Source organism: Pseudomonas tolaasii NCPPB 2192 (assembly GCF_002813445.1).
Taxonomy (GTDB): Bacteria; Pseudomonadota; Gammaproteobacteria; order Pseudomonadales; family Pseudomonadaceae; genus Aquipseudomonas; species Aquipseudomonas tolaasii.
In genome coordinates, this window is the sequence record NZ_PHHD01000001.1 from 4,150,200 (window position 1) to 4,175,609 (window position 25,410).

Genomic DNA, 25,410 nt, shown 5'->3' on the forward strand with positions numbered 1-25,410 from the left:
GCAAAGTTGGCAAAGTTCATAGTCAGACCGCTACCACAACGATGGCGCCGATCACCAGTACCGCACCGGCAGCCATGGAAGCAGCGTACCAACGCAACTGGCCAGTCTCGCTGCGGCTCAGGGCGGTGTGACCGGCCTTGGCGGCGCGCGGGATCAAACCGATGGTCTGGTCAAGCGGGTCTTTGCGCAGTACATGGCTGATGGCCAGGTAAGGCTTGACGAACAGTTTGTCGTAGATCCAGTCGAAGCCCCAGGCAGCGAACCACCAGGCCGACAGGAAGCGGCCAATGCCACTGTTGGCCACGGCGGTCACGAAGCGACGCTTGCCCAGGAACAGCAGCGCGGCCAACAGGATGCCGGCGATAGCGATAGCGCCCGAGGCGATTTCCAGGCTGTGCTTGGCAGCGCCACCGGCATGGCCGGCGCTTTCTGGCAGCACGCCAGCCAGTGGCGGGGTGATCAGGGCGCCGACGAAGGTCGACAGCACGATCAGTACCGACAAGGGCAGCCAGTGCGAAATGCCGTGGCCTGCGTGTGCTTCAGTCTTGGCTTCACCGTGGAAGGTGATGAAGATCAGCCGGAAGGTGTACAGCGAGGTCATGAATGCACCCACCAGGCCTGCGTACAGCAGGTTCTGGTTACCGCTGGCAAAGGCTTCCCAGAGGATTTCGTCTTTCGAGTAGAAACCTGCGGTCACCAGCGGCAGGGCGGCCAGGGCGGCACCACCGACGATGAAGCTGGCGTAGGCCAACGGCAGTTTCCTCCACAGGCCGCCCATCTTGAAGATGTTCTGCTCGTGGTGGCAGGCAACGATCACCGCACCGGAAGCGAGGAACAGCAGGGCCTTGAAGAAGGCGTGAGTCATCAGGTGGAAGATCGCCGCGTCCCAGGCGCCAACGCCCAGGGCCAGGAACATGTAGCCGATCTGGCTCATGGTCGAGTAGGCGAGGATACGCTTGATGTCGGTCTGTACCAGCGCAGCGAAGCCGGCCAGTACCAGGGTCACACCGCCTACCAGGCCCACCAGGTGCAGGATTTCCGGCGCCAGGGTGAACAGGCCGTGGGTACGGGCGATCAGGTAGACCCCCGCCGTTACCATCGTTGCCGCGTGAATCAGTGCGGAAACAGGGGTAGGGCCGGCCATCGCATCCGCCAGCCAGGTTTGCAGCGGCAGTTGCGCGGATTTACCCACAGCACCGCCCAGCAACATCAGGGTAGCAAGGGTGATCCAGAAGTCGCCAACCTGGAATTTCTGCGGTGCCAGCACCAGCAGTTCCTGGATGTTCAGCGTGCCCACCTGTTGGAACAGGATGAACAGGCCGATGGCCATGAACACGTCACCGATACGGGTCACGATGAAGGCTTTAAGGGCCGCGTTACCGTTGTTGCGGTTGCTGTAGTAGAAACCGATCAACAGGTACGAGCACAGGCCCACGCCTTCCCAGCCGAAGTACAGGAACAACAGGTTATCGCCGAGCACCAGGAACAGCATGCTGGCGATAAACAGGTTGGTGTACGAGAAGAAGCGCGAGTAGCCCGCTTCACCGCGCATGTACCAGGACGCGAACAGGTGGATCAGGAAGCCTACACCCACCACCACGCCGAGCATGGTGATCGACAGGCCGTCGATGTAGAGGGCGAAGTTGGGCTTGAAGCCCTCCACCGACATCCACTGCCACAGCACCAGGGTGTAGTGGCCGCCTTCCGGCGGTGCCACGTTGAATTGCCAGATGACGTAGGCGGCCACGATGGCCGACAGGCCAATGGAACCCACGCCCACCAGGGCCGAGAGGTTTTCCGACCAGCGTCCGCGAGAGAACGACAGCAGCAGGAAACCGATCAGGGGGAATACGAAAGTCAGAAAGATCATGTTCATCCGCGCATCTCACTGGCAGCGTCGATATCAAGCGTGTGGAAGCGACGATACAGTTGCAGCAGGATCGCCAGGCCGATACTGGCCTCGGCGGCTGCCAGGCTGATCACCAGAATGAACATGACTTGTCCATCCGGCTGGCCCCAACGTGCACCCGCAACGATGAAAGCCAGTGCGGCGGCGTTCATCATGATTTCCAGGCTCATCAACACGAACAGAATGTTACGGCGAACCATCAGGCCGACCAGGCCAAGGCAGAACAGGATGCCGGCGACCGCCAGACCATGCTCCAAAGGGATAGCAGGCATCGTCATTGCTCCTTGGCTTCGTTGCGGCCCAAGTGGAAGGCGGTGACGGCTGCAGCGAGCAGCAGCATCGACGCCAGTTCGACCACCAGCAGGTACGGGCCGAACAGGCTGATGCCCACGGCCTTCGCGTCTACGGTGGTGTGGCCGATGGCCTGGCCGCTCTGGTGAGCGAACAGCACATACAGCAGTTCACCCAGCAGCAGGGCTGCCAGCACAACCGGGCCGAGCCAGATGCCGGGCTTGAGCCAGACGCGCTCCTGGGCGACCGAAGCCGGCCCCAGGTTGAGCATCATCACCACAAACACGAACAGCACCATGATGGCGCCGGCGTAGGCGATCACTTCCAGCACACCGGCGAACGGTGCGCCGAGGCTGAAGAAGGTCATGGCCACGGCGATCAACGAAATGATCAGGTAGAGCAGGGCGTGCACAGGATTGGTGTTGGTGATCACGCGAAGCGTGGACACCACTGCAATACCGGACGCGAAATAGAAAGCGAATTCCATCTTTCTTCCTTAAGGCAGCAAGCTCTTCACGTTGATCGGCTCGGCTTCGTTTTGTGCGGCGCCCTTCGGCTTACCGGCAACGGCCATACCTGCAACACGATAGAAGTTGTAATCAGGGTTTTTACCGGGACCAGAGATCAGCAGATCTTCTTTCTCGTACACCAGGTCCTGACGTTTGAACTCGGCCATCTCGAAATCCGGCGTGAGCTGGATGGCGGTGGTCGGGCAAGCTTCCTCGCAGAGGCCGCAGAAAATGCAGCGCGAGAAGTTGATGCGGAAGAAGTCCGGGTACCAGCGACCGTCTTCGGTTTCAGCTTTCTGCAGGGAGATACAACCCACCGGGCACGCCACGGCGCACAGGTTGCAGGCTACGCAACGCTCTTCACCATCGGGGTCGCGGGTAAGCACGATGCGGCCGCGGTAGCGCGGCGGCAGGTAGACCGCCTCTTCCGGGTATTGCAGGGTGTCGCGTTTGCGGAAGCCATGGCCGAACACCATCACCAGGCTTCGCAATTGGGTACCGGTACCTTTAACGATGTCGCCAATATATTTGAACATGGGTCAAATCCTCACTGAACCGCGCCGGCTGGCGTGTTCAACAACACAACGGCAGCCGTCACCAGCAAATTGATCAGGGTCAGCGGCAGGCAGAAGCGCCAGCTGAAATCCATCACCTGGTCGTATCGTGGACGCGGAATGGAAGCGCGCAGCAGGATAAACAACATGATGAAAAACGCGGTCTTCAGGAAGAACCAGAAGAAGGCCAACTGCGGCAGGATGTTGAACGGACCGTGCCAGCCGCCGAAGAACAGCGTGACCAGCAGGGCCGAGATCAGGATGATGCCGATGTACTCACCCACGAAGAACATGCCCCATTTCATGCCGGCATATTCAATGTGATAACCGTCGGCCAGTTCCTGTTCCGCTTCCGGCTGGTCGAACGGGTGACGGTGAGTCACGGCGACGCCGGCGATGAAGAACGTACAGAAGCCGAAGAACTGCGGAATGATGAACCACAGGTTCTGTGCCTGATACTCGACGATATCGCGCATGTTGAACGAGCCGACCTGCACCACGATGCCCATCAGCGCCAGGCCCATGAACACTTCGTAGGACACGGTCTGGGCCGAGGCCCGCAAGCTGCCCAGCAGGGCGAACTTGTTGTTGCTCGACCAACCGGCGAACAGCACCGCGTAGACCGACAGACCGGCCATGGCGAAGAAGAACAGCAAGCCGATGTTCAGGTCCGCCACGCCCCAGGTCGGGGTGATCGGGATGATCGCGAAGGCGATCAGCAAGGCGCTCATGGCTACTACCGGTGCCAGGGTGAAGATCACCTTGTCGGCAAACGGCGGGGTCCAGTCTTCCTTGAAGAACATTTTCAGCATGTCGGCCGCGATCTGGAACATACCGAACGGGCCAACGCGGTTCGGACCGTAACGGTCCTGCCACCAGCCCAGCAGGCGACGTTCGACGAAGCTGAGCAGGGCGCCCGCGACGACCACGGCCAACAGGATCACGATGGCTTTTAGAACCGAGATGATCACATCGATCACTTCAGGAGTGAACCAAGTCATTGCGCTGCCTCCTGCAGACCGTCAACGGTTTTGCCAAAGATGGCCGCTGGAATGCCGGCGAAACCTTTCGGCAGTGCAACCAGGCCAGCGCCCAACTCTTCGTTGATGCGCAGCGGCAGACGCAGGGTCTGGCCGGCCACGTTCAGGCTGAGCAGGGCACCGTCGTTGACGCCCAGGCGGTCGGCTTCCGACTTGGCCAGGGAAACGTAGGCGGCCGGAATGCGCTCTTGAACCGGTGCGGCCTTGGAAGAGTTTTCTTCGCTGCCGAACAGGTGGAAGAACGGCACAACCTGCCAGGTGCCCTGGGCCGGGTTGAACGGACGTGGTACGGCGGCGAACCAGTTCAGCGCGTCACCGGTGCTTTCGATCAGGCGGGTGCCCGGGTCGCCAGCGCGGATGTGACCACCGACTTCGTCCTGGAACTTGTTCCAGGCCTGTGGCGAGTTCCAGCCCGGTGACCAGGCGAATGGCACCTGCTGACGCGGCTCGACCGAACCCGAGTAACCTTCCATGGAGAAGGCGAACGCGGTGTCCGGGTCTTGCGGGGTACGCGGTTCGTGCACGCTGATGTTGGCGCGCATGGCGGTACGACCGGAGTAACGCAGCGGCTCACGGGCAAGCTTCATGCCCTTGATGCGGAACGCGGCGGACGGTGCAGCGTCGACGATACGGGCCAGCTGTGGCGCGCTCGCGGCGGTGGCGGCGGTGACGTGGTCGAGCTGGGTCCAGTCGATCGGCTGGTTCAGCAGGGTGGCGCGCAGGGCATGCAGCCAGCGCCAGCCTTCGTGAACCAGGATGCTGGCGTCCATGTACTTCGGATCGAACACCTGGAAGAAGCGCTGGGCGCGGCCTTCCTGGCTGACCAGGGTACCGTCGCCTTCGGCGAAGGTGGCGGCTGGCAGGACCAGGTCGGCACGCTCGCTGGTGGCGGTCTTCTGGTGGTCGGCAACGATCAGCACCTTGGCGGCGTTGAGCGCAGCGTCAACCTTGGCGGCATCGGTGCGGGTGTACAGGTCGTTTTCCAGCACGACGATGGCGTCGGCTTTGCCATCGGTCACGGCTTGCAGCGCGGCGTCCAGGGACTCGCCACCGAGCATGGCCAGGCCAAGGCTGTTGGCTTCCGGCACGACCAGGCTGATGGAACCGTTCTTGTCGCGCAGCTTCAAGGCTTTGGCGATGTTGGCGGCGGCTTCGATCAGCGCCTTGGAACCCAGCGAGGTACCGGCAATGATCAATGGACGCTTGGCGGCCAGCAGGGCGTCGGCGATGCGCTGGGCCAGCTCAACGGCTTCAGTGTCCAGGCCTTCGACGGCAGGCGCGCTGGCGTCCAGGGCGTGGGCCACGGCGAAACCGAGGCGGGCCAGGTCGTCCGGCGCGGCGTGCACACATTCTTCGGCGATGTCGTCGAGCTTGGTTTCAGCCAGGCTCGCGATAAACAGCGGGTTCAGCGCGTGCTGGCCGATGTTTTTCACGGCGGCGTCGAGCCAAGGCTGTACGCGCATGGCGTCAGCCATGTCTTCTGCCTTGCCCTTGACCGACTGGCGCAGGGACAGGGCGACACGGGCAGCAGTCTGGGTCAGGTCTTCACCGAGCACGAAGATGGCGTCGTGGTCCTCGATGTCGCGCATGTTCGGCACCGGCAGCGGGCTGTCGTTCAGCACTTGCAGGACCAGGCGGATGCGCTCCAGTTCACCGGCTTCAATACCGGAGTAGAAGTGCTCGGCACCCACCAGCTCGCGCAACGCGAAGTTGCTTTCGAGGCTGGCGCGCGGCGAACCGATACCGACGATGTTGCGACCGCGCAGCAGGTCGGCGGCTTTATCCAGCGCATCGTCCAGGCTCAGCTTGCCGCCATTGGCCAGCAGTGGCTGACGCGGGCGGTCTTCGCGGTTGACGTAGCCATAGCCGAAACGGCCACGGTCGCACAGGAAGTACTGGTTGACCGAACCGTTGAAGCGGTTTTCGATGCGACGCAGTTCACCGTAGCGCTCGCCCGGGGAGATGTTGCAACCGCTGGAGCAGCCATGGCAGATGCTCGGGGCGAATTGCATGTCCCACTTGCGGTTGTAGCGCTCGGAGTGCGTCTTGTCGGTGAACACACCGGTCGGGCAGACCTCGGTGAGGTTGCCGGAGAACTCGCTTTCCAGCACGCCGTCTTCGACGCGACCGAAGTACACGTTGTCGTGGGCGCCGAACACGCCCAGGTCGGTGCCGCCGGCGTAGTCCTTATAGAAGCGCACGCAACGGTAGCAGGCGATGCAGCGGTTCATTTCGTGGGAAATGAACGGGCCGAGGTCCTGGTTCTGGTGGGTACGCTTGGTGAAGCGATAACGGCGCTCGTTGTGGCCGGTCATCACGGTCATGTCTTGCAGGTGGCAGTGACCGCCTTCCTCACAGACCGGGCAGTCGTGGGGGTGGTTGGTCATCAGCCATTCGACGACGCTGGCGCGGAACGCCTTGGATTCTTCATCGTCGATGGAGATCCAGGTGTTGTCGGTGGCTGGGGTCATGCACGACATGACGATGCGACCACGGGTGTCGTTCTCGTCGGTGTATTGCTTGACCGCACACTGGCGACAGGCACCGACGCTACCGAGAGCGGGGTGCCAGCAGAAATACGGAATATCGAGGCCGAGTGACAGACACGCCTGTAACAGGTTGTCTGCCCCATCGACTTCGAGCGCTTTGCCGTCTACGTGGATAGTGGCCATGGTTCAAAGTTCTTCGTTGGCCCGTTGTCAGCGGGCGTGGCTAATGGAATCTTGTTATTCATGGGCATCAACACAGCCTTTACGGCGTCAGCCCATGAGAAAGGCGAAGGGCACGGACCCTTCGCCTTTTGAAACGTTATGCGCCGACTACAATCGGCCTTGCCAGAGGCGGGACGGCCGCGCTTTTGGGCGCGATGCCGGCTTCGAACTCCGAGCGGAAGTATTTGATGGCGCTGCCCAATGGCTCCACGGCGCCCGGTGCGTGAGCACAGAAGGTCTTGCCTGGGCCGAGGAAACCGACCAGACCCAGCAGGGTCTCGATGTCGCCTGGCTGGCCTTCACCTTTCTCGATCGCCATCAAGAGCTTCACGCTCCACGGCAAACCGTCGCGGCATGGGGTGCAGAAACCGCACGATTCACGGGCAAAGAACTGCTCCATGTTGCGCAGCAGCGAGACCATGTTCACGGTGTTGTCCACCGCCATCGCCAGGCCCGTACCCATCCGGGTGCCGACCTTGCCGATACCGCCGGCATACATCTGTGCGTCGAGGTGCTCAGGGAGCAGGAAGCCGGTGCCGGCGCCGCCAGGCTGCCAGGCTTTCAGGGTGTAACCGTCGCGCATGCCGCCGGCGTAGTCTTCGAACAGCTCGCGGGCGGTCACGCCGAATGGCAGCTCCCACAGGCCTGGGTTCTTGACCTTGCCGGAGAAGCCCATGAGCTTGGTGCCCATGTCTTCGCTGCCTTCGCGGGCCAACGATTTGTACCAGTCCACGCCGTCGGCGATGATCGCCGGCACGTTGCACAGGGTCTCGACGTTGTTTACGCACGTCGGCTTGCCCCACACGCCCACGGCGGCAGGGAAGGGCGGCTTGGAGCGCGGGTTGGCGCGGCGGCCTTCCAGGGAGTTGATCAGTGCGGTTTCTTCACCGCAGATATAACGCCCGGCGCCGGTGTGCACGAACAGTTCGAAGTCAAAACCCGAACCGAGGATGTTTTTGCCCAACAGGCCTGCGGCTTTGGCTTCTTCCACGGCACGGTTGAGGTGCTTGGCAGCGGTGGTGTACTCGCCACGCAGGAAGATGTAGCCCCGGTAGGTTTTCAGCGCGCGGGCACTGATCAGCATGCCTTCGATCAGCAGATGGGGCAGTTGCTCCATCAGCATGCGGTCTTTCCAGGTGTTGGGTTCCATTTCATCCGCGTTGCACAGCAGGTAACGGATGTTGATGGATTCGTCCTTGGGCATCAGGCCCCACTTAACGCCAGTGGGGAAGCCTGCACCGCCGCGGCCTTTGAGGCCGGCGTCTTTCACGGTCTGGACGATATCGTCCTGGGCCATGTCGGCGAAGGCTTTGCGCGCAGCCGCGTAACCGTTCTTGGCCTGGTATTCGTCGAGCCATACCGGCTCGGCATCGTCACGCAGGCGCCAGGTCAGCGGGTGGGTCTCAGGCGAACGCTTGATCAGGTTGGCCGGGCCGAAAGATGTAAGGGTCATGGGTAGCCCTCAAGCAATTGGGTCACGCCAGCAGGCTGCACGTCACCGAATGTGTCGTCGTCGATCATCAACGCCGGCGCCTTGTCGCAGTTGCCCAGGCAGCACACCGGCAGCAGCGTGAAGCGGCCGTCCGGGGTGGTCTGGCCCAGGCCAATGCCCAGCTTGTTCTGGATCTCGCTGACCACGGACTCGTGACCACCGATGTAGCAGACCATGCTGTCGCACACGCGAATGATGTGGCGGCCCACCGGCTGACGGAAGATCTGGCTGTAGAACGTGGCCACGCCTTCAACGTCGCTGGCGGGGATGCCGAGGATTTCGCCGATGGCGTAGAGGGCGCCGTCCGGCACCCAGCCACGTTCCTTCTGGACGATCTTCAAGGCTTCGATCGACGCCGCGCGCGGGTCTTCGTAGTGATGCAGCTCGTGCTCGATGGCCGAGCGCTCGGTTTCACTCAAGGTGAAACGGTCTGTCTGGATAAGCGTGCTGTTCATGCTTAGCGGTCCACGTCGGCCATAACGAAATCGATACTACCCAGGTACGCAATCAAGTCCGCGACCATCTCGCCTTTGATCACCGAAGGGATCTGCTGCAAGTGGGCGAAGCTTGGGGTACGGATCCGGGTGCGGTAGCTCATGGTGCCGCCATCGCTCGTCAGGTAATAACTGTTGATACCCTTGGTCGCTTCGATCATCTGGAAGGATTCGTTGGCCGGCATGACCGGGCCCCACGAAACTTGCAGGAAGTGCGTGATCAGGGTTTCGATGTGCTGCAGCGTGCGCTCTTTCGGCGGTGGCGTGGTCAGCGGGTGATCCGCCTTGTACGGGCCGGCCGGCATGTTGCGCATGCACTGCTCGATGATCTTCAGGCTCTGGCGCATTTCTTCGACGCGCACGATGCAACGGTCGTAGGCATCGCCATTGGCCGCCAGCGGCACTTCGAATTCGAAGTTCTCGTAGCCGGAGTACGGGCGCGCTTTACGCAGGTCGAAATTGCAGCCGGTGGAGCGCAGGCCAGCACCGGTGACGCCCCATTCCAGGGCTTCTTTGGTGTTGTATTGGGCGACGCCGATGGTACGGCCTTTAAGGATGCTGTTATCCAGCGCGGCCTTTTGGTATTCGTCCAGACGCTTGGGCATCCACTCGACGAACTCCTTGACCAGGCGCTCCCAGCCATTTGGCAGGTCGTGGGCGACGCCGCCGATGCGGTACCAGGCCGGGTGCAGGCGGAAACCGGTGATGGCTTCGATCACCTTGTAGGCGCGCTGACGGTCGGTGAAGGTGAAGAACACCGGGGTCATGGCGCCGACGTCCTGGATATAGGTACCCAGGAACAGCAGGTGGCTGGTGATCCGGAAGAACTCGGCCATCATGATGCGGATGGTGTCGACGCGGTCTGGCACCTTGATGCCGGCCAGCTTCTCGACCGAGAGCACGTACGGCAGGTTGTTCATCACGCCGCCGAGGTAGTCGATACGGTCGGTGTACGGGATGAAGCTGTGCCAGGACTGACGCTCGGCCATCTTCTCGGCACCACGGTGGTGGTAGCCGATGTCCGGTACGCAGTCGACGATTTCTTCGCCATCCAGTTGCAGGATGATACGGAAGGCACCGTGAGCCGAAGGGTGGTTCGGGCCCAGGTTGAGGAACATGTAGTCCTCATTGGTGCCGGAGCGTTTCATGCCCCAGTCTTCCGGACGGAAACGCGCCGCTTCTTCTTCAAGCTGCTGCTTGGCGAGGTTGAGGCTGAACGGGTCGAATTCGGTGGCGCGGGCAGGGAAGTCCTTGCGCAGCGGGTGACCTTCCCACGTCGGCGGCATCATGATGCGCGACAGGTGCGGGTGACCCGGGAAGTCGATACCGAACATGTCCCACACTTCACGCTCATACCAGCTGGCGTTCGGCCAGATACCTGTGACGGTCGGGATGCTCAAGTCGCTTTCAGACAGGGCGACCTTGATCATCACGTCGCTGTTACGTTCCAGCGACATCAGGTGGTAGAACACGGTGAAGTCGGCGCCGCTTGGCAGCCCTTGACGCTTGGTACGCAGGCGCTCGTCCACGCCATGCAGGTCATAGAGCATGACGTACGGCTTGGGCAGGTTGCGCAGGAAGGTCAGGACTTCGACGAGCCTGGCACGCGCCACCCACAGCACCGGCATACCGGTGCGTGTGGCCTGGGCGGTGAAGGCGTCAGGGCCAAAACGGTTATTGAGTTCGACGACCACATCCTGGTCGTCTGCCTTATAAGGCGGGATGTACAGAGCACTGCCTGTAGTCATGGTTTTTTTATCGCTTTCGGTCAACGTAAAGAATGAAGCCAGGTGTTCGTTCTATAAAAGAAGCGGGCTGGATCAGACTTCGTCAGGGCTGCGCAGGTTGGTGACTGCGATTCGCTGTTCGCGGCGCTCTTCCTTTTGCGAAGGCATCTCGGCGCGATACACGCCTTGATCACCAACGACCCAGGACAGCGGGCGACGCTCCTTGCCAATCGATTCCTGCAGCAGCATCAAGCCTTGCAGGAACGCTTCAGGGCGAGGCGGGCAGCCAGGCACGTAGACGTCCACGGGCAGGAACTTGTCCACCCCTTGAACGACGGAGTAGATGTCGTACATGCCACCGGAGTTGGCGCACGAACCCATGGAGATAACCCACTTCGGCTCGAGCATTTGCTCGTAGAGACGCTGAATGATCGGCGCCATCTTGATGAAGCAGGTACCGGCGATAACCATGAAATCCGCCTGGCGCGGCGAGGCCCGGATAACTTCGGCGCCAAAGCGCGCGATGTCGTGGGGCGCCGTGAAGGCGGTGGTCATTTCCACGTAGCAGCACGAAAGGCCGAAGTTGTAAGGCCACAGGGAGTTTTTACGCCCCCAGTTGACCGCGCCACTCAGCACGTCTTCGAGCTTGCCCATGTAGATGTTTTTGTGGACTTGGTCTTCTAACGGGTCGGAAACGGTTTCCCGTTCGCCGATGGGGTACTGCTCGTTAGGAGCATCCGGGTCGATCCTGGTGAGATTGTATTGCATCGCCAAAGCCTCATTGTTTCAGCTTCGCTTGCCGCTTACGACGAGCTTCCGGAGCCCAGTCAAGGGCGCCCACTCGGAATAGGTAGACAAGGCCTGCCAACAGAATTGCTATGAAAACGAGAGCTTCGACGAATCCGGTCCAGCCGCTTTCGCGGACGGACACAGACCAGGCAAAGAGAAAGAGGGCTTCGATATCGAAGATCACGAACAGCATCGCGACCAGATAGAATTTGGCTGAGAGCCGCAAGCGGGCGCCACCTGTAGGCAGCATGCCGGACTCGAACGGTTCATTTTTGCTGCGGCCCCAGGCTTTTGACCCGAGGAGGCTGGAGACACCGAGCATGAAGGCACAGAGGCCGACAACACCGAGGAGGAAAATGGCAAAGCCCCAGTTGTGGGCCATGAGTCCTGTCGCTTCGGTCATGCTGGAAATCCTTAACAGAGAGCAAAGGTCTCTGAGCTCGAAAAAGTAACGATGCAGTGACGATATGTCGCACTGCAATCAATCGCGGTGATTTTATGGCTAAACACCGGGCAAGTAAAATTCCTGTGGCGAAATTATTCGATGGAATAAGGACATAGTGCACCTTTGTGGGGCTGCAGCCCTTGCCGGGCGGGGATTAGAGAGCTTTTCACCAATTATGTTTTGTTTAAGCGGTAAAGAAGTTTTCATGCGCTAAATGATAATGAATATTGTTTGCGTGGGGTTTAAGCGAATGTTTCTCGTGTGGCGGGGGAAGTTGTTGTTACTTGCTTGAATGTCGCTAGTTGCTGGAACGGATCTTTTAGCTGATTTGATTCGCGCGGATACCGCTCTGGATCAATGTTTTGCGCAAAAAAACGCCTGACTGAATTCATTCCCCCTGTGGGAGCGGGCTTGCCCGCGATGGCGGTGCATCAGAGATGAATGGGGTGTCTGACCCGGCGCTATCGCAGGCAAGCCAGCTCCCACATTTGATTTTTGGTGTGCCCGAAACAAAAAAAACGCCCCGAACAGGTCGGGGCGTGATCTTTGTGCGGCACTGCGGTTAGGTCTTCCGTGGGGCCGCAGTGGCCGTGTACTCGCTGCTGCTTAGTGGAACTGCTCTTCTTCGGTCGAACCGGTCAGCGCGGTCACCGACGAAGTGCCGCCCTGAATCACGGTGGTCATGTCGTCGAAGTAGCCGGTGCCCACTTCCTGCTGGTGCGCTACAAAGGTGTAACCCTTGGCGGCGTCAGCGAATTCCTGCTCCTGCAGCTTCACGTAGGCAGTCATGTCGTTGCGGGCGTAGTCGTGCGCCAGGTTGAACATGCTGTGCCACATGTTGTGAATGCCGGCCAGGGTGATGAACTGGTGCTTGTAGCCCATGGCGGACAGTTCGCGCTGGAACTTGGCGATGGTCGCGTCGTCCAGGTTCTTCTTCCAGTTGAAGGAAGGCGAGCAGTTGTAGGACAGCAGTTGGTCCGGGTATTCCTTCTTGATCGCTTCGGCAAAGCGGCGGGCTTCGTCCAGGTCCGGCTTGGCGGTTTCGCACCAGATCAGGTCGGCGTACGGCGCGTAGGCCAGGCCGCGGGCGATCGCCTGGTCCAGGCCGGCACGGACTTTGTAGAAACCTTCCTGGGTGCGCTCGCCGGTCACGAACGGCTTGTCATACGGGTCGCAGTCCGAAGTCAGCAGGTCTGCTGCGTTGGCGTCGGTACGGGCCAGGATGATGGTCGGGGTGCCGGCAACGTCGGCGGCCAGACGGGCAGCGGTCAGCTTCTGTACGGCTTCCTGGGTCGGCACCAATACCTTGCCGCCCATGTGGCCGCATTTTTTCACGGAAGCCAGTTGGTCTTCGAAGTGCACGCCGGCAGCGCCAGCCTCGATCATGCTCTTCATCAGTTCATAGGCGTTCAGCACGCCGCCGAAACCCGCTTCGGCGTCAGCCACGATCGGTGCGAAGTAGTCGATGTAGCCTTCATCGCCCGGGTTCTTGCCGGCTTTCCACTGGATCTGGTCGGCACGACGGAACGAGTTGTTGATGCGCTTGACCACAGTCGGCACCGAGTCCACCGGGTACAGCGATTGGTCGGGGTACATGGACTCGGCGGAGTTGTTGTCCGCTGCCACTTGCCAGCCGGACAGGTAGATCGCCTGGATACCGGCTTTCACCTGTTGCACTGCCTGGCCGCCGGTCAGGGCGCCCATGCAGTTGACGAAATCTTTGTCGGGACGGAAGGAAGGCTTGGCACCTTGGGTCACCAGGTTCCACAGCTTCTCGGCGCCGAGTTTTGCAAAGGTGTGCTCAGGTTGAACCGAGCCACGCAGGCGGACGACGTCAGCAGCGGAATAAGCGCGGGTCACGCCTTTCCAGCGTGGGTTTTCAGCCCAGTCTTTTTCAAGGGCTGCAATTTGCTGTTCGCGTGTCAGTGCCATGGAGATAAACCTCGTCGCGTTTAGAAGATCCGTTTTCCAGCCGTGCATTCAATGCGTGGGCAGGGCTGCTCGCTGACCAGAAGCTTAGGCGGTCATGTCGGGTCTGGCGGGGAAGGCGACGGGATGAACGTGGTGCTCAAGGGGGAGTTGAGCAGGTAAGGGCGAACTGCGGACAGTCTTCGGGCATCGTGGGCCTTTGTACGTTCCATCAGCGTGTAGCCGGTTTACCTGGTTGGCTTCCGTCCCTCGGGACAACTTCGTTCCAGTCGCAACCAAAGTCAAACACGCCTTGTGGGCGGTACAGACACGAATCGGCTCGGGTGGGTAGCTTGGAGCGGCGATCCGAAGGCCCTTGCCAGGGCCCCTGATTAGCGGGAGCGAGGCCATCATGCCCATGGATTTTTGGCTCGTCAAATGTTTTGTAGTGCTTTTTTCATGGCACTACATCTTTGGTCTAATACGACTCGACAGTCAGTTTTTGGTGCTTCAGTTCAGAGTGTCGACTTTGACCCGCAAAGTCAGGTCATCACGGCCCTGAGTAGAGTAGCTGCGGGTTGCAGAGGATTTGTCGGCCTGTGTCTCGCGATTGATGCCGGCCAGGGGAATCCACTCACCCAGGCGACCGCTGACGGTTGTGTCGGTACTCTGAACATTCACTACATCGGGACGTTCCTGGCTCATGCGGTCACGGTTGGTACTGATGGCGAGGTGAACGGTCTCGCCGGTGACGCTTGCCGTCACATAGAAACCCTGGGTGACGTTGCGATACTGGGTCTGGTTTTGCAGACGCCCATAGCTGTCTTGCTGGGTGGTGGTCAGCGGTACGCTCTGGCCGACCTGAATCAGCGCGGGCACGCCTTCGCTGGCCTGAATCTGCTGGATCCCGCCGTCGCGGCTGGCGGTGCCGTAGCTGATGATGCGGGTTTGGCTGTCGCCGGTGTTCTGCTGGTTATTCTCATTGGTGTCAACGGTGATCAGCAGGCGCTTGGCGGGCGTGTCCAGTTGGGCGAGCAGGGCGCGCAGGTCCTGGATCTTGCCTGGGTCGGCGTTGACGATCAGTTGGTTGCCGTAGGCGCTGACGGCGCCGTCCTTGCCGATGAAGTTCTGCGCCACCGGGAGCAGGTCGGCGCTGGTGCGGTTGCTCAGGTTGACGACTTCGGTGTCGGCAATGGCTGAGGCGCTGACGGTGAGGAGAAGGGCGGTGAGCAGGGTGCGTAGGGACATGTCCGTTATCTCTGCGAGTCAAAGGCTTGATAGTGCCAGTTTGTCGGCCTGGCAGGTCGCAAGTTGAATCGTAGACGGCAAAATGCCCTGACATGGCAGGGCATTTGGTATTGCTATCGCGGGCAAGCCCGCTCCCACAGTTGACCGCGTTCCAAGGAAATCACTCGGCTAAATGTGGGAGCTGGCTTGCCTGCGATGCAAGCGACGCGGTCGCGGATCAGTCGCCGCGCACCATATCTACATGCGGAATCCCGACTTCAAGAAATTCCTCGCTGACGATCTTGAAGCCCAGCCGCTCATAAAACGGCGCCGCATAGACCTGTGCACTCAGGAACTGCCGGGTCTGGCCGCGCTTCTCGGCTACGCCAATCACCGCTTCCATCAGCTTGTCGCCGACTTTCAGTCCGCGCCAGTCCTTGAGCACCGACACACGCCCGATCTCGCCGCTGGGCAGCAGGCGGGCGGTGCCAATCGGAAAGTCGCCTTCAAATGCGAGGAAATGCACCGCACCTGCGTCGTCCGCGTCCCACTCCAATTCAGGTGGAACCGATTGTTCGGCAACAAATACCGCTTCACGAATGCGCCGAATCTCGTCGATATCCTTTCGCCAGTCCGCGACACTTACGTGAATCTTATTCATCGGCAAATCCCAGGCTTCCTTGCTTGACCAGTTCGCACAGCAGATCACGACCGTCTTCGTCCGCGAGCCATGGGCCGAGGTTTTCGGCGTGCAGGGCGTCGGCGGCGCAAATCATTTTCAGCAGTTCGCGCAACTTGCCCGGCAAGTAACGGCTCTGGCCGCTGGCGAACAGCAGCACGTCATCGTCCACCTCCGACCAGGCCAGGCGTGCGCTCGGGTTGCGCACCAGAATTGCGCCGTCTTGCAGGGCGCTGATGAAATCTTCTTCGCCCACTTCTTCACCTGCCACCAGTTCCGGGTAGCGCGGCTCGGTCATGAACTGGCCGAACCAGGTCAGCAGCATGCGCTCATCGCTCATGTGCTCGGCCAACAGGCCCTTGAGGCGGTCGAGTGCGTCGCCCTGAATCTGGTGCGGGTCGCTCACAGGCTGTGCATCTGCATCAGTGTAGCGTTCCTCATCCGTCAGGTACTGGCTGAGGAAGTCGGTGAAGTGGGTCAGCACTTCGGCGGCGCTCGGTGCACGGAAACCGACCGAGTAGGTCATGCAGTCGTCTTCGGCAATGCCAAAGTGCGCCAGGCGCGGCGGCAGGTAGAGCATGTCGCCCGGTTCCAGCACCCACTCGGCGCTTTCTTCGAATTCGGCGAGGATGCGCAGGTCAGCGTGCTGCAGTAGCGGGCTTTCGGAGTTGCACATCTGGCCGATCTTCCAGTTGCGCTTGCCCTGGGCTTGCAGCAGGAACACGTCGTAGTTGTCGAAGTGCGGGCCCACGCTGCCGCCGGGTGCGGCGAAGCTGATCATCACGTCATCGATGCGCCAGCTTGGCAGGAAGCGGAACTGTTCGAGCAGTTCGGCGACTTCAGGCACGAACTGATCGACCGCCTGCACCAGCAGGGTCCACTCGCGCTCGGGCAGGGTGCTGAACGCGTCTTCAGCGAACGGGCCGCGACGCAGTTCCCACGGGCGCTCGCCGTGCTCGATCACCAGGCGCGATTCGACTTCTTCTTCCAGGGCCAGGCCGGCCAGTTCGTCGGCGTCGATCGGGCTTTCGAAGTCAGGAATGGCCTGGCGGATCAGCAGCGGTTTTTTCTGCCAGTAGTCGCGCAGGAATTCCCGCGCCGTGATGCCGCCCAGAAGTTGAAGAGGAATATCAGGATTCATGTGTAACCTATTGAAAGAAAGCACTTTTCAGACTGGAATAAAAACGCCCGGCGCGGCCGGGCGTCTCAAAGGGTCTTGCGAAGATCAGATGCGCTTGGCTTGCTCTACAGCGTTACCGATGTAGTTGGCCGGGGTGAGCAATTTCAGCTCGGCCTTGGCTGCAGCCGGCATATCCAGGCCGTCGATGAAAGTTTGCAGCGCTTCAGGGCTGATGCCCTTGCCGCGCGTCAACTCTTTCAGTTTCTCGTACGGGTTTTCGATGTTGTAGCGACGCATCACGGTCTGGATCGGCTCAGCCAGGACTTCCCAGCACGCGTCCAGGTCAGCGGCAATTTTCTGCTCGTTGAGCTCCAGCTTGCTGATGCCTTTGAGGCTGGCTTCGTACGCGATCACGCTGTGCGCGAAGCCCACGCCCAGGTTGCGCAGTACGGTGGAGTCGGTCAGGTCGCGCTGCCAGCGGGAGATCGGCAACTTGCTGGCCAAGTGCTGGAACAGCGCGTTGGCGATGCCGAGGTTGCCTTCGGAGTTTTCGAAGTCGATCGGGTTGACCTTGTGCGGCATGGTCGACGAACCGATTTCACCGGCGATGGTGCGCTGCTTGAAGTAGCCCAGGGAGATGTAGCCCCAGATATCACGATCGAAGTCGATCAGGATGGTGTTGAAGCGCGCAATGGCGTCGAACAGCTCCGCGATGTAGTCGTGGGGTTCGATCTGCGTGGTGTACGGGTTGAAGCCCAGGCCCAGCTCGTCTTCGATGAATGCGCGGGCGTTGGCTTCCCAGTCGATCTCGGGGTAGGCCGACAGGTGGGCGTTGTAGTTGCCCACGGCGCCGTTGATCTTGCCCAGCAGTGGTACGGCGGCGACTTGAGCGATCTGACGCTCCAGGCGGTACACCACGTTGGCCAGTTCTTTGCCCAGGGTGGTCGGCGAGGCCGGCTGGCCGTGGGTGCGCGACAGCATCGGCACGTCGGCGAAACGGATGGCCAGTTCGCGGATGGCGTTGGCGGTCTGGCGCATCAGCGGCAGCATCACGTCATCACGGCCTTCGCGCAGCATCAGGGCGTGGGACAGGTTGTTGATGTCCTCGCTGGTGCAGGCGAAGTGGATGAACTCGCTGACCTGGGCCAGTTCCGGCAGCTTGGCTGCTTGCTCTTTGAGCAGGTATTCGATGGCTTTTACGTCGTGGTTGGTGGTGCGCTCAATCTCTTTCACACGCTCGGCGTGCTCCAGGGAGAAGTTTTCCGCCAGGGTGTTGAGCACAGCATTGGCTTCGGCGGAGAACGCTGGCACTTCGCTGATGGCGGGGTGAGCGGCCAGACGCTGGAGCCAGCGTACTTCAACCAGAACACGAGCACGGATCAAGCCGTATTCGCTGAAAATAGGGCGCAGGGCCTGGGTTTTGCCGGCGTAGCGGCCGTCAACAGGGGAAACCGCAGTGAGCGAAGAGAGCTGCATGGGGTGTTCTCGGACAGTCGGGCAACGAAATGGGGCGCGTATCATACATGAAAAAATCCGCCGGTCCGTCGCCAACTGACCGGCGTATTACGCGTAACGGCTTGAAAATGGCCTGCTGGTGCGACTTATTCGTTGCGCATCAACGGGTAAAGCTCTTTGAGCAATTTGCGCCGGCTGATCACCAGCTGCCAGCGATGGCCACCCAACTGGCGCCACAACCGCGCCGAACGAATGCCGGCCAGGAGCAGGGCGCGGATTTTCGAGGCGTTGTTCGGTTGCTGCAGGTTGCGCATGTCGCCGTGCACCTGAATGCGTTGGCGCAAGGTGCTCAGGGTGTCCTGGTACAGCGCACCACAGGCTGCGATCACGTTTTCGTGGGCGGGGCCGAAGTGTTCCACCTGGGACTGAATCTGTGGCAGGCGTTTACCGATGGTTTCCAGCATGTCTTCGCGCTTGGCCAGTTGGCGCTCCAGGCCGAGCATCGACAGGGCGTAGCGCAACGGCTCGCGCTGCAGGGTGCTCGGGTCGCGCTCCAGGGCGCCGATCAGCGCGCGGTAGCCTTCGCGCAGCGCCAGGTCATCACCGCCGTAGACTTCCAGGGTGTCCTTGGGGTCGCGGATCAGCAGGCTGCCGAGCATGCAGGTCAGGCCGGCTTCGGTGACCTGGCCGGTTTTGGCAATCTTGTCCACCAGCACGGCGGCGAGAAACACCCCGCCCAATGCCGTCAATTGCTCCTGGGTCGGGCTCATGCCGATGTGCTCCAGGCTTCGGCGACTTCAATCACGCCGCCGCCCAGGCAGATTTCGCCGTCGTAGAACACCACGGACTGGCCAGGCGTGACCGCGCGTTGCGGGTCATCAAAGGTGGCGCGGTAGCCGGTGGCGGTTTTTTCCAGGGTGCAAGGCTGGTCGCTCTGGCGATAGCGTACTTTGGCGGTCAGGCGGCGCGGGGTGCTCAGGTCGATCGGGTTGACCCAGTAGATTTCCGAAGCGAGCAGGGCGCCCGAGAACAGCAGTGGGTGCTCATTGCCCTGGCCAACGATCAGCTCATTGTGCTCCAGGTCCTTGATCAGCACGTACCACGGCTCTTCACCGGCGTCTTTCAAGCCGCCGATGCCCAGGCCCTGGCGCTGGCCGATGGTGTGGTACATCAGGCCATGGTGGCGACCGATGACGTCGCCGTCGGTGGTTTTGATTTCACCCGGTTGTGCCGGCAGATATTGCTTGAGGAAGTCGCTGAAGCGGCGCTCGCCGATGAAGCAGATGCCGGTGGAGTCCTTCTTCTTGGCGGTGGCCAGGCCGTGTTTCTCGGCGATCTTGCGCACTTCAGGTTTTTCCAGCTCGCCGACCGGGAACAGGGTCTTGGCGATCTGTTCGCCGCCCACGGCATGCAGGAAATAGCTCTGATCCTTGTTCGGGTCCAGGCCTTTGAGCAGTTCGGTGCGACCATCGATATCGCGGCGGCGCACGTAGTGGCCAGTGGCGATCAGGTCGGCGCCGAGCATCATGGCGTAGTCGAGGAACGCCTTGAACTTGATTTCACGGTTGCACAGGATGTCCGGGTTCGGCGTGCGGCCCGCCTTGTATTCGGCCAAAAAGTGCTCGAACACGTTGTCCCAGTACTCGGCGGCGAAGTTGGCGGTGTGCAGCTTGATACCGATCTTGTCGCACACGGCCTGGGCGTCCGCGAGGTCGTCCATGGCGGTGCAGTATTCCGTTCCATCGTCTTCTTCCCAGTTCTTCATGAACAGGCCTTCCACCTCATAGCCCTGCTCCATGAGCAGAACGGCGGAAACGGAAGAGTCCACGCCGCCGGACATGCCGACGATGACGCGCTTCTTTTGTGTGTCAGAAGGGGCTGGATCACGCATAGGATTTCAACGGGTGTCTTGAAAAAGGACGCGATTCTATCAGGCTCGGGCCTTCAAGGCTAAAGAGAAGGGCGGATCAGTTCGAGACTGTGGCAGTGGCCGGCCAGATAATCGTCGATACAGCGGATGATCAGCTCGCTGCGCCAGTCGTCGCGCACGGCCAGCAGATCGTCACGGGTCAGCCAGCGGGCGCGCAGGATGCCTTCGTCGAGCTGATAGTCCGGGTGGTGTTTCAGTGCCTTGGCGATGAAACAAACCCGCTGGTAGGTCACGCCATTGCTTGGGGCTGTGTACAGGTAGATGCCGACGATGCCGGTGGCTTCCACGTCCCAGCCGGTTTCTTCGAGCGTTTCGCGCACGGCGGCTTCGGTGAGGGTTTCATGTGGGTCGAGGTGGCCGGCAGGCTGGTTGAGCACGGCGCGGCCGCCCTTGAGTTCTTCGACCATCAGGAAGCGGCCGTTGTCTTCGACGATGGTGGCGACGGTGATGTGGGGTTGCCAGGTCATAAGGGGGCCTCGATTTAGAGCGTGGCGCAGTCAGTGTGGGAGCTGGCTTGCCTGCGATAGCGGAGTGTCAGTCAGCCAGTGTTTGGCTGATACACCGCTATCGCAGGCAAGCCAGCTCCCACAGTTGATTGGGTTTGTTCAGTGAATACGGGGTGTAAACAGAAACCCCGGCACGGGGCCGGGGCTTCTTTGCATCCTTACAACCTTACTTCAACTTGGCAATGGCCGCGTTGAGGGTGTTGCTTGGGCGCATGGCTTTGCTGGTCAGCTCAGGGTTCGGCGAGTAGTAACCGCCGATGTCCACTGGCTTGCCCTGTACGGCGTTGAGCTCGGCAACGATGGTTGCTTCGTTCTCGGTCAGGGTTTTGGCCAGTTCGCCAAACTGCGCTTGCAGTGCAGTGTCTTCGGTCTGGGCAGCCAGGGCTTGTGCCCAGTACAGCGCCAGGTAGAAGTGGCTGCCGCGGTTGTCGATGTTGCCGACTTTGCGCGATGGCGACTTGTTGTTGTCCAGGAACTGGCCGGTGGCCTGGTCCAGGGTTTTGGAGAGTACCAAGGCTTTCGGGTTGTTGTACGTCACACCCAAATGCTCGAGCGAGGCGGCCAGGGCCAGGAACTCGCCCAGGGAATCCCAGCGCAGGAAGTTCTCTTCCACCAGTTGCTGCACGTGTTTCGGAGCCGAACCGCCGGCGCCGGTTTCGAACAGGCCACCACCGTTCATCAGCGGCACGATGGACAACATCTTGGCGCTGGTGCCCAGTTCCATGATCGGGAACAGGTCGGTCAGGTAGTCACGCAGCACGTTGCCGGTCACCGAGATGGTGTCCAGGCCCTTGCGGGTGCGCTCCAGGGTGAATTTCATCGCGTCGACCGGCGACATGATGCGGATGTCCAGGCCTTCGGTGTTGTGGTCTTTCAGGTAAGCCTGAACTTTCTCGACCACGACGCCGTCGTGCGCGCGTTTCGGGTCCAGCCAGAAAACGGCCGGGGTGTTGCTGGCGCGGGCGCGGTTGACGGCGAGTTTGACCCAGTCCTGGATCGGCGCGTCTTTGGTCTGGCACATGCGGAAGATGTCGCCGGCTTCAACCGCCTGTTCCATCAGCAGGGTGCCCTTGCTGTCGGTGACGCGAACCACGCCGTCAGCCTTGATCTGGAAGGTCTTGTCGTGGGAACCGTACTCTTCGGCTTTTTTCGCCATCAGGCCAACGTTTGGCACGCTGCCCATGGTGGTCGGGTCGAAAGCGCCATTGGCCTTGCAGTCTTCGATGACCGCCTGGTAGATGGTGGCGTAGCAGCGATCCGGGATCACGGCTTTGGTGTCGTGCAGTTGGCCATCGGTGCCCCACATTTTGCCGGAGTCACGGATCATGGCCGGCATCGAGGCGTCGACGATCACGTCGCTCGGCACGTGCAGGTTGGTGATGCCTTTGTCGGAGTTGACCATCGCGAGCGATGGGCGAGCGGCGTAGACCGCCTGAATGTCCGCTTCGATCTGCGCTTGCTGCTCGGCAGGCAAAGCCTTGATGCGAGCGTACAGGTCGCCGATGCCGTTGTTCAGGTTGAAGCCGATCTGGGCCAGCACGTCAGCGTGTTTGGTCAGGGCGTCTTTATAGAACTCGGCAACGATCTGGCCGAACATGATCGGGTCGGAGACCTTCATCATGGTGGCTTTCAGGTGAACCGACAGCAGTACGCCTTGTTTCTTGGCGTCTTCGATTTCGGCGGCGATGAACGCGCGCAGGGCTTTTTTGCTCAGCACGGCGGTGTCGATGATTTCGCCGGCCTGTACCGAGGTTTTTTCCTTCAGAACGGACGCAGTGCCGTCTTTGGCGATCAGCTCGATTTTGACAGTGTCAGCGGCTTCGATCTGTACGGCTTTTTCGCTGCCGTAGAAGTCGCCACTGCTCATGTGAGCGATGTGCGACTTGGAGTCTGCAGCCCAGGCGCCCATCTTGTGCGGGTGCTTGCGTGCGTAGTTCTTGACCGACAGCGGTGCGCGGCGGTCGGAGTTGCCTTCGCGCAGTACCGGGTTCACGGCGCTGCCCTTGACCTTGTCGTAACGTGCGCGGGTTTCTTTTTCCGCGTCGGTGGTTACGGTTTCCGGGTAGTCCGGCAGGGCGTAGCCGAGGGCCTGTAGTTCCTTGATCGCAGCTTGCAGCTGAGGGGTCGAGGCGCTGATGTTAGGCAGTTTGATGATGTTGGCTTCAGGCGTTACGGCCAGGTCGCCCAGTTCGGCGAGGTGGTCCGGTACGGCTTTGGCGCCCAGTTGCTCGGGGAAGCTGGAGAGAATGCGCCCGGCAAGGGAGATGTCGCGGGTTTCCACAGCAATATCAGCTGAAGCGGTGAAGGCCTCTACGATAGGCAGCAGTGAATAGGTGGCGAGGGCTGGGGCTTCGTCGGTGAAGGTGTAGATGATCTTCGAGCGGGTGGGCATATTCGGATTAACTCTCTTCTTTGCTGAAAGCGTGCGCAGAAACTCGAGATGCGCCGGGTGGAGCGCGTTCGTTCAAAGTCATCCATGAGCGAAATGTCGAGGTTTCTTCGCGGTGATGTTGGGTTGCATCAGTCGAGCGTCAAGCGGGTGGACTATTGTAATAGTCCTGCTTTCTGGTGGAAGGCCCGGTTCTAGAGCGGTCCGCCGTCGTGACTCTTGGGTCAGCGGCGGCATTATACATAGGTCGCTATGCTTACGCCGAGCCTTCATACAAAAGGTGTGTCGTCCATTGGTCTAAAGGTCGCAGGTGCCAGACGCTGCTGCAGTGAGCGCGATGTGCTCAAGATTGGCGATTTTGCCTTCTATCTGAAGCTTGTAGGCGACTTAATGTGCTGTTTTCGATGCAAATGAGCATGGCGCGAGGTTTCAGTCGCCATTTATCTGGAGTAGGCTCGAACGCAGCCAGATGTTCAATCCATAGATGGAGTTCAACATGGGATACAAGAAGATTCAGGTTCCGGCAGTCGGCGAAAAGATCACCGTCAACGCAGACCATTCTCTCAATGTTCCTGACCAGCCGATCATCCCTTATATAGAAGGTGACGGTATTGGCGTCGACATCAGCCCGGTGATGATCAAGGTGGTCGACGCCGCTGTTGAAAAGGCCTACGGCGGCAAGCGCAAAATCTCCTGGATGGAGGTTTATGCTGGCGAAAAAGCAACTCAAGTCTACGACCAGGACACCTGGCTGCCCCAGGAAACCCTGGATGCGGTCAAGGATTACGTCGTGTCCATCAAAGGGCCGCTGACCACGCCGGTGGGTGGCGGTATCCGTTCGCTGAACGTGGCCCTGCGTCAGCAGCTCGACCTCTATGTGTGCCTGCGCCCGGTGCGCTGGTTTGAAGGTGTGCCCAGCCCGGTCAAGAAACCGGGTGATGTGGACATGACCATTTTCCGTGAGAACTCCGAAGACATTTACGCCGGGATCGAGTGGAAGGCCGGCTCGCCCGAAGCGATCAAGGTCATCAAGTTCCTGAAAGAAGAGATGGGCGTGACCAAGATCCGCTTTGATCAGGATTGCGGGATTGGCGTGAAGCCTGTCTCGAAGGAGGGCACCAAGCGTCTGGCGCGCAAAGCCCTGCAATATGTGGTGGATAATGACCGTGACTCGCTGACCATCGTGCACAAAGGCAACATCATGAAGTTCACCGAGGGGGCCTTCAAGGAGTGGGCTTACGAGGTGGCGGCTGAAGAGTTCGGCGCGACCCTGCTCGACGGCGGGCCGTGGATGCAGTTCAAGAACCCGAAAACCGGCAAGAACGTGGTGGTCAAGGACGCGATTGCCGACGCCATGTTGCAGCAGATCCTGTTGCGCCCGGCCGAGTATGACGTGATCGCGACTCTCAACCTGAACGGCGACTACTTGTCTGACGCCCTGGCGGCAGAGGTGGGCGGTATCGGTATTGCGCCGGGCGCCAACCTGTCCGACACCGTGGCGATGTTCGAAGCCACTCACGGCACGGCGCCTAAATACGCGGGCAAGGACCAGGTCAACCCGGGGTCGCTGATTCTGTCGGCGGAAATGATGCTGCGGCACATGGGCTGGACCGAGGCGGCCGACCTGATTATCAAGGGCACCAATGGCGCAATTTCGGCCAAGACCGTGACCTATGACTTCGAGCGCTTGATGGACGGCGCGAAGCTGGTGTCGTCGTCTGGCTTTGGGGATGCGTTGATTTCGCATATGTAACGCAGCCGCTTAAAAAGCCAGCCACCCCTGTGAAACGGAGTGGCTGGCTTTTTAATTGGGTTTACTCAGTCAGGCCGGTAGTCTTACTGATTGTTGAGTGTGGCCTTCCTTTGGGGTGTCAGTCGCGGTTTGCACTATGATCTTCGAAGCGTGCAAGCCTTTCGGTCCTTGAGTAATCTCAAATGAAACCGCTTGGCCGGCTTTCAGCGTTTTGTACCCGTCCAATTGGATCGCCGAGAAATGCGCAAAAAGGTCTTCTTCCTTGCCGTCTTCGTTGATGAAGCCGTAACCCTTGACATTGTTGAACCACTTGACTTTACCGCTAGCCATAGCCATATCCCTCTGCACCAGACTCCATCACTGGAGTATCATCCAGTTTATCCGTCCTAACCCGAATAAATAAGGTTGACTGCGCGGACCTTTTTTACCCACTGTGGGTTCTATTGGTTGTAACACCGTTTCACCGATAGTCAAGGCAGCCC

General features: G+C 60.3%; 22 protein-coding genes. 1 reads left to right on the forward strand and 21 read right to left on the reverse strand.

The annotated features are described in order from the left end of the window. Nucleotides 1–22: 22 nt before the first annotated feature. The 20 genes from nuoL to ATI14_RS19390 all read right to left on the reverse strand — a co-directional run bounded on the left by nuoL (nt 23) and on the right by ATI14_RS19390 (nt 23,178). On the reverse strand, nt 23–1,876 hold the full coding sequence (nuoL, locus tag ATI14_RS19295; RefSeq protein WP_016974047.1) for an NADH-quinone oxidoreductase subunit L: 1,854 nt from the start codon (nt 1,874–1,876) through the stop codon (nt 23–25). Then, nucleotides 1,873–2,181 carry an NADH-quinone oxidoreductase subunit NuoK gene (nuoK, locus tag ATI14_RS19300; RefSeq protein WP_003174727.1) on the reverse strand — a complete coding sequence of 103 codons (309 nt, stop codon included), beginning with the start codon at nt 2,179–2,181 and terminating at the stop codon, nt 1,873–1,875. Before nuoK ends, nuoL begins: the two co-directional genes overlap by 4 nt. A gap of 2 nt (nt 2,182–2,183) precedes the next feature. After that, nucleotides 2,184–2,687: an NADH-quinone oxidoreductase subunit J gene (nuoJ, locus tag ATI14_RS19305; RefSeq protein ID WP_016974048.1), complete on the reverse strand. Its 504-nt coding sequence runs from the start codon at nt 2,685–2,687 to the stop codon at nt 2,184–2,186. Nucleotides 2,688–2,696: 9 nt separating this feature from the next. Next, a complete protein-coding gene (gene nuoI / locus ATI14_RS19310) occupies nt 2,697–3,245 on the reverse strand; it encodes an NADH-quinone oxidoreductase subunit NuoI (RefSeq protein ID WP_003174725.1) in 549 nt (182 codons plus the stop codon). Between the two features lie 11 nt (nt 3,246–3,256). After that, entirely contained in the window at nt 3,257–4,264 is a 1,008-nt protein-coding gene (gene nuoH, locus ATI14_RS19315) for an NADH-quinone oxidoreductase subunit NuoH (RefSeq protein WP_016974049.1), read from the reverse strand. Beyond that, nucleotides 4,261–6,975, reverse strand: a complete 2,715-nt coding sequence (gene nuoG, locus ATI14_RS19320) for an NADH-quinone oxidoreductase subunit NuoG (protein ID WP_080520532.1) — start codon at nt 6,973–6,975, stop codon at nt 4,261–4,263. The genes nuoH and nuoG overlap by 4 nt, the downstream gene beginning before the upstream one ends. A gap of 136 nt (nt 6,976–7,111) precedes the next feature. Continuing rightward, a complete protein-coding gene (nuoF, locus tag ATI14_RS19325) occupies nt 7,112–8,467 on the reverse strand; it encodes an NADH-quinone oxidoreductase subunit NuoF (protein ID WP_016974050.1) in 1,356 nt (451 codons plus the stop codon). Next, entirely contained in the window at nt 8,464–8,961 is a 498-nt protein-coding gene (nuoE, locus tag ATI14_RS19330; protein ID WP_003174721.1) for an NADH-quinone oxidoreductase subunit NuoE, read from the reverse strand. Before nuoE ends, nuoF begins: the two co-directional genes overlap by 4 nt. A 2-nt stretch (nt 8,962–8,963) precedes the next feature. After that, entirely contained in the window at nt 8,964–10,748 is a 1,785-nt protein-coding gene (nuoC, locus tag ATI14_RS19335; protein ID WP_080520794.1) for an NADH-quinone oxidoreductase subunit C/D, read from the reverse strand. Between the two features lie 72 nt (nt 10,749–10,820). Next, entirely contained in the window at nt 10,821–11,495 is a 675-nt protein-coding gene (locus ATI14_RS19340) for a NuoB/complex I 20 kDa subunit family protein (RefSeq protein WP_016969249.1), read from the reverse strand. Between the two features lie 10 nt (nt 11,496–11,505). Beyond that, nucleotides 11,506–11,919: an NADH-quinone oxidoreductase subunit A gene (locus ATI14_RS19345; protein ID WP_003219575.1), complete on the reverse strand. Its 414-nt coding sequence runs from the start codon at nt 11,917–11,919 to the stop codon at nt 11,506–11,508. A 648-nt stretch (nt 11,920–12,567) separates the two neighbouring features. Next, nucleotides 12,568–13,893, reverse strand: coding sequence for an isocitrate lyase (aceA, locus tag ATI14_RS19350; protein ID WP_016969250.1), 1,326 nt, complete (start codon nt 13,891–13,893; stop codon nt 12,568–12,570). Nucleotides 13,894–14,379: 486 nt separating this feature from the next. Beyond that, nucleotides 14,380–15,117, reverse strand: coding sequence for a secretin N-terminal domain-containing protein (locus ATI14_RS19355; RefSeq protein ID WP_016969251.1), 738 nt, complete (start codon nt 15,115–15,117; stop codon nt 14,380–14,382). Nucleotides 15,118–15,334: 217 nt separating this feature from the next. Beyond that, nucleotides 15,335–15,757 carry a GNAT family N-acetyltransferase gene (locus ATI14_RS19360; RefSeq protein ID WP_016969252.1) on the reverse strand — a complete coding sequence of 141 codons (423 nt, stop codon included), beginning with the start codon at nt 15,755–15,757 and terminating at the stop codon, nt 15,335–15,337. After that, a complete protein-coding gene (locus tag ATI14_RS19365) occupies nt 15,750–16,916 on the reverse strand; it encodes a ribosomal protein uL16 3-hydroxylase (protein ID WP_016969253.1) in 1,167 nt (388 codons plus the stop codon). Before ATI14_RS19365 ends, ATI14_RS19360 begins: the two co-directional genes overlap by 8 nt. Nucleotides 16,917–17,000: 84 nt before the next feature. Beyond that, nucleotides 17,001–18,371: an adenylosuccinate lyase gene (gene purB, locus ATI14_RS19370; RefSeq protein ID WP_010209589.1), complete on the reverse strand. Its 1,371-nt coding sequence runs from the start codon at nt 18,369–18,371 to the stop codon at nt 17,001–17,003. Between the two features lie 125 nt (nt 18,372–18,496). After that, a complete protein-coding gene (hflD, locus tag ATI14_RS19375; protein WP_016969254.1) occupies nt 18,497–19,120 on the reverse strand; it encodes a high frequency lysogenization protein HflD in 624 nt (207 codons plus the stop codon). Further along, nucleotides 19,117–20,241, reverse strand: a complete 1,125-nt coding sequence (gene mnmA / locus ATI14_RS19380) for a tRNA 2-thiouridine(34) synthase MnmA (RefSeq protein ID WP_016969255.1) — start codon at nt 20,239–20,241, stop codon at nt 19,117–19,119. Before mnmA ends, hflD begins: the two co-directional genes overlap by 4 nt. Nucleotides 20,242–20,300: 59 nt before the next feature. Next, entirely contained in the window at nt 20,301–20,747 is a 447-nt protein-coding gene (locus tag ATI14_RS19385; protein ID WP_016969256.1) for an NUDIX hydrolase, read from the reverse strand. Between the two features lie 205 nt (nt 20,748–20,952). Continuing rightward, nucleotides 20,953–23,178 carry an NADP-dependent isocitrate dehydrogenase gene (locus tag ATI14_RS19390; protein WP_016969257.1) on the reverse strand — a complete coding sequence of 742 codons (2,226 nt, stop codon included), beginning with the start codon at nt 23,176–23,178 and terminating at the stop codon, nt 20,953–20,955. A gap of 493 nt (nt 23,179–23,671) precedes the next feature. Between ATI14_RS19390 and icd the strand changes: the two genes are divergently transcribed. Continuing rightward, the gene (gene icd / locus ATI14_RS19395) at nt 23,672–24,928 is read left to right on the forward strand and encodes an NADP-dependent isocitrate dehydrogenase (protein WP_026083185.1); all 1,257 of its coding nucleotides are present in this window, start codon (nt 23,672–23,674) and stop codon (nt 24,926–24,928) included. Nucleotides 24,929–24,997: 69 nt separating this feature from the next. Here the strand turns inward: icd and cspD are convergent, their stop codons facing one another. Further along, a complete protein-coding gene (cspD, locus tag ATI14_RS19400; RefSeq protein WP_130886687.1) occupies nt 24,998–25,258 on the reverse strand; it encodes a cold shock domain-containing protein CspD in 261 nt (86 codons plus the stop codon). Nucleotides 25,259–25,410 lie beyond the last annotated feature (152 nt).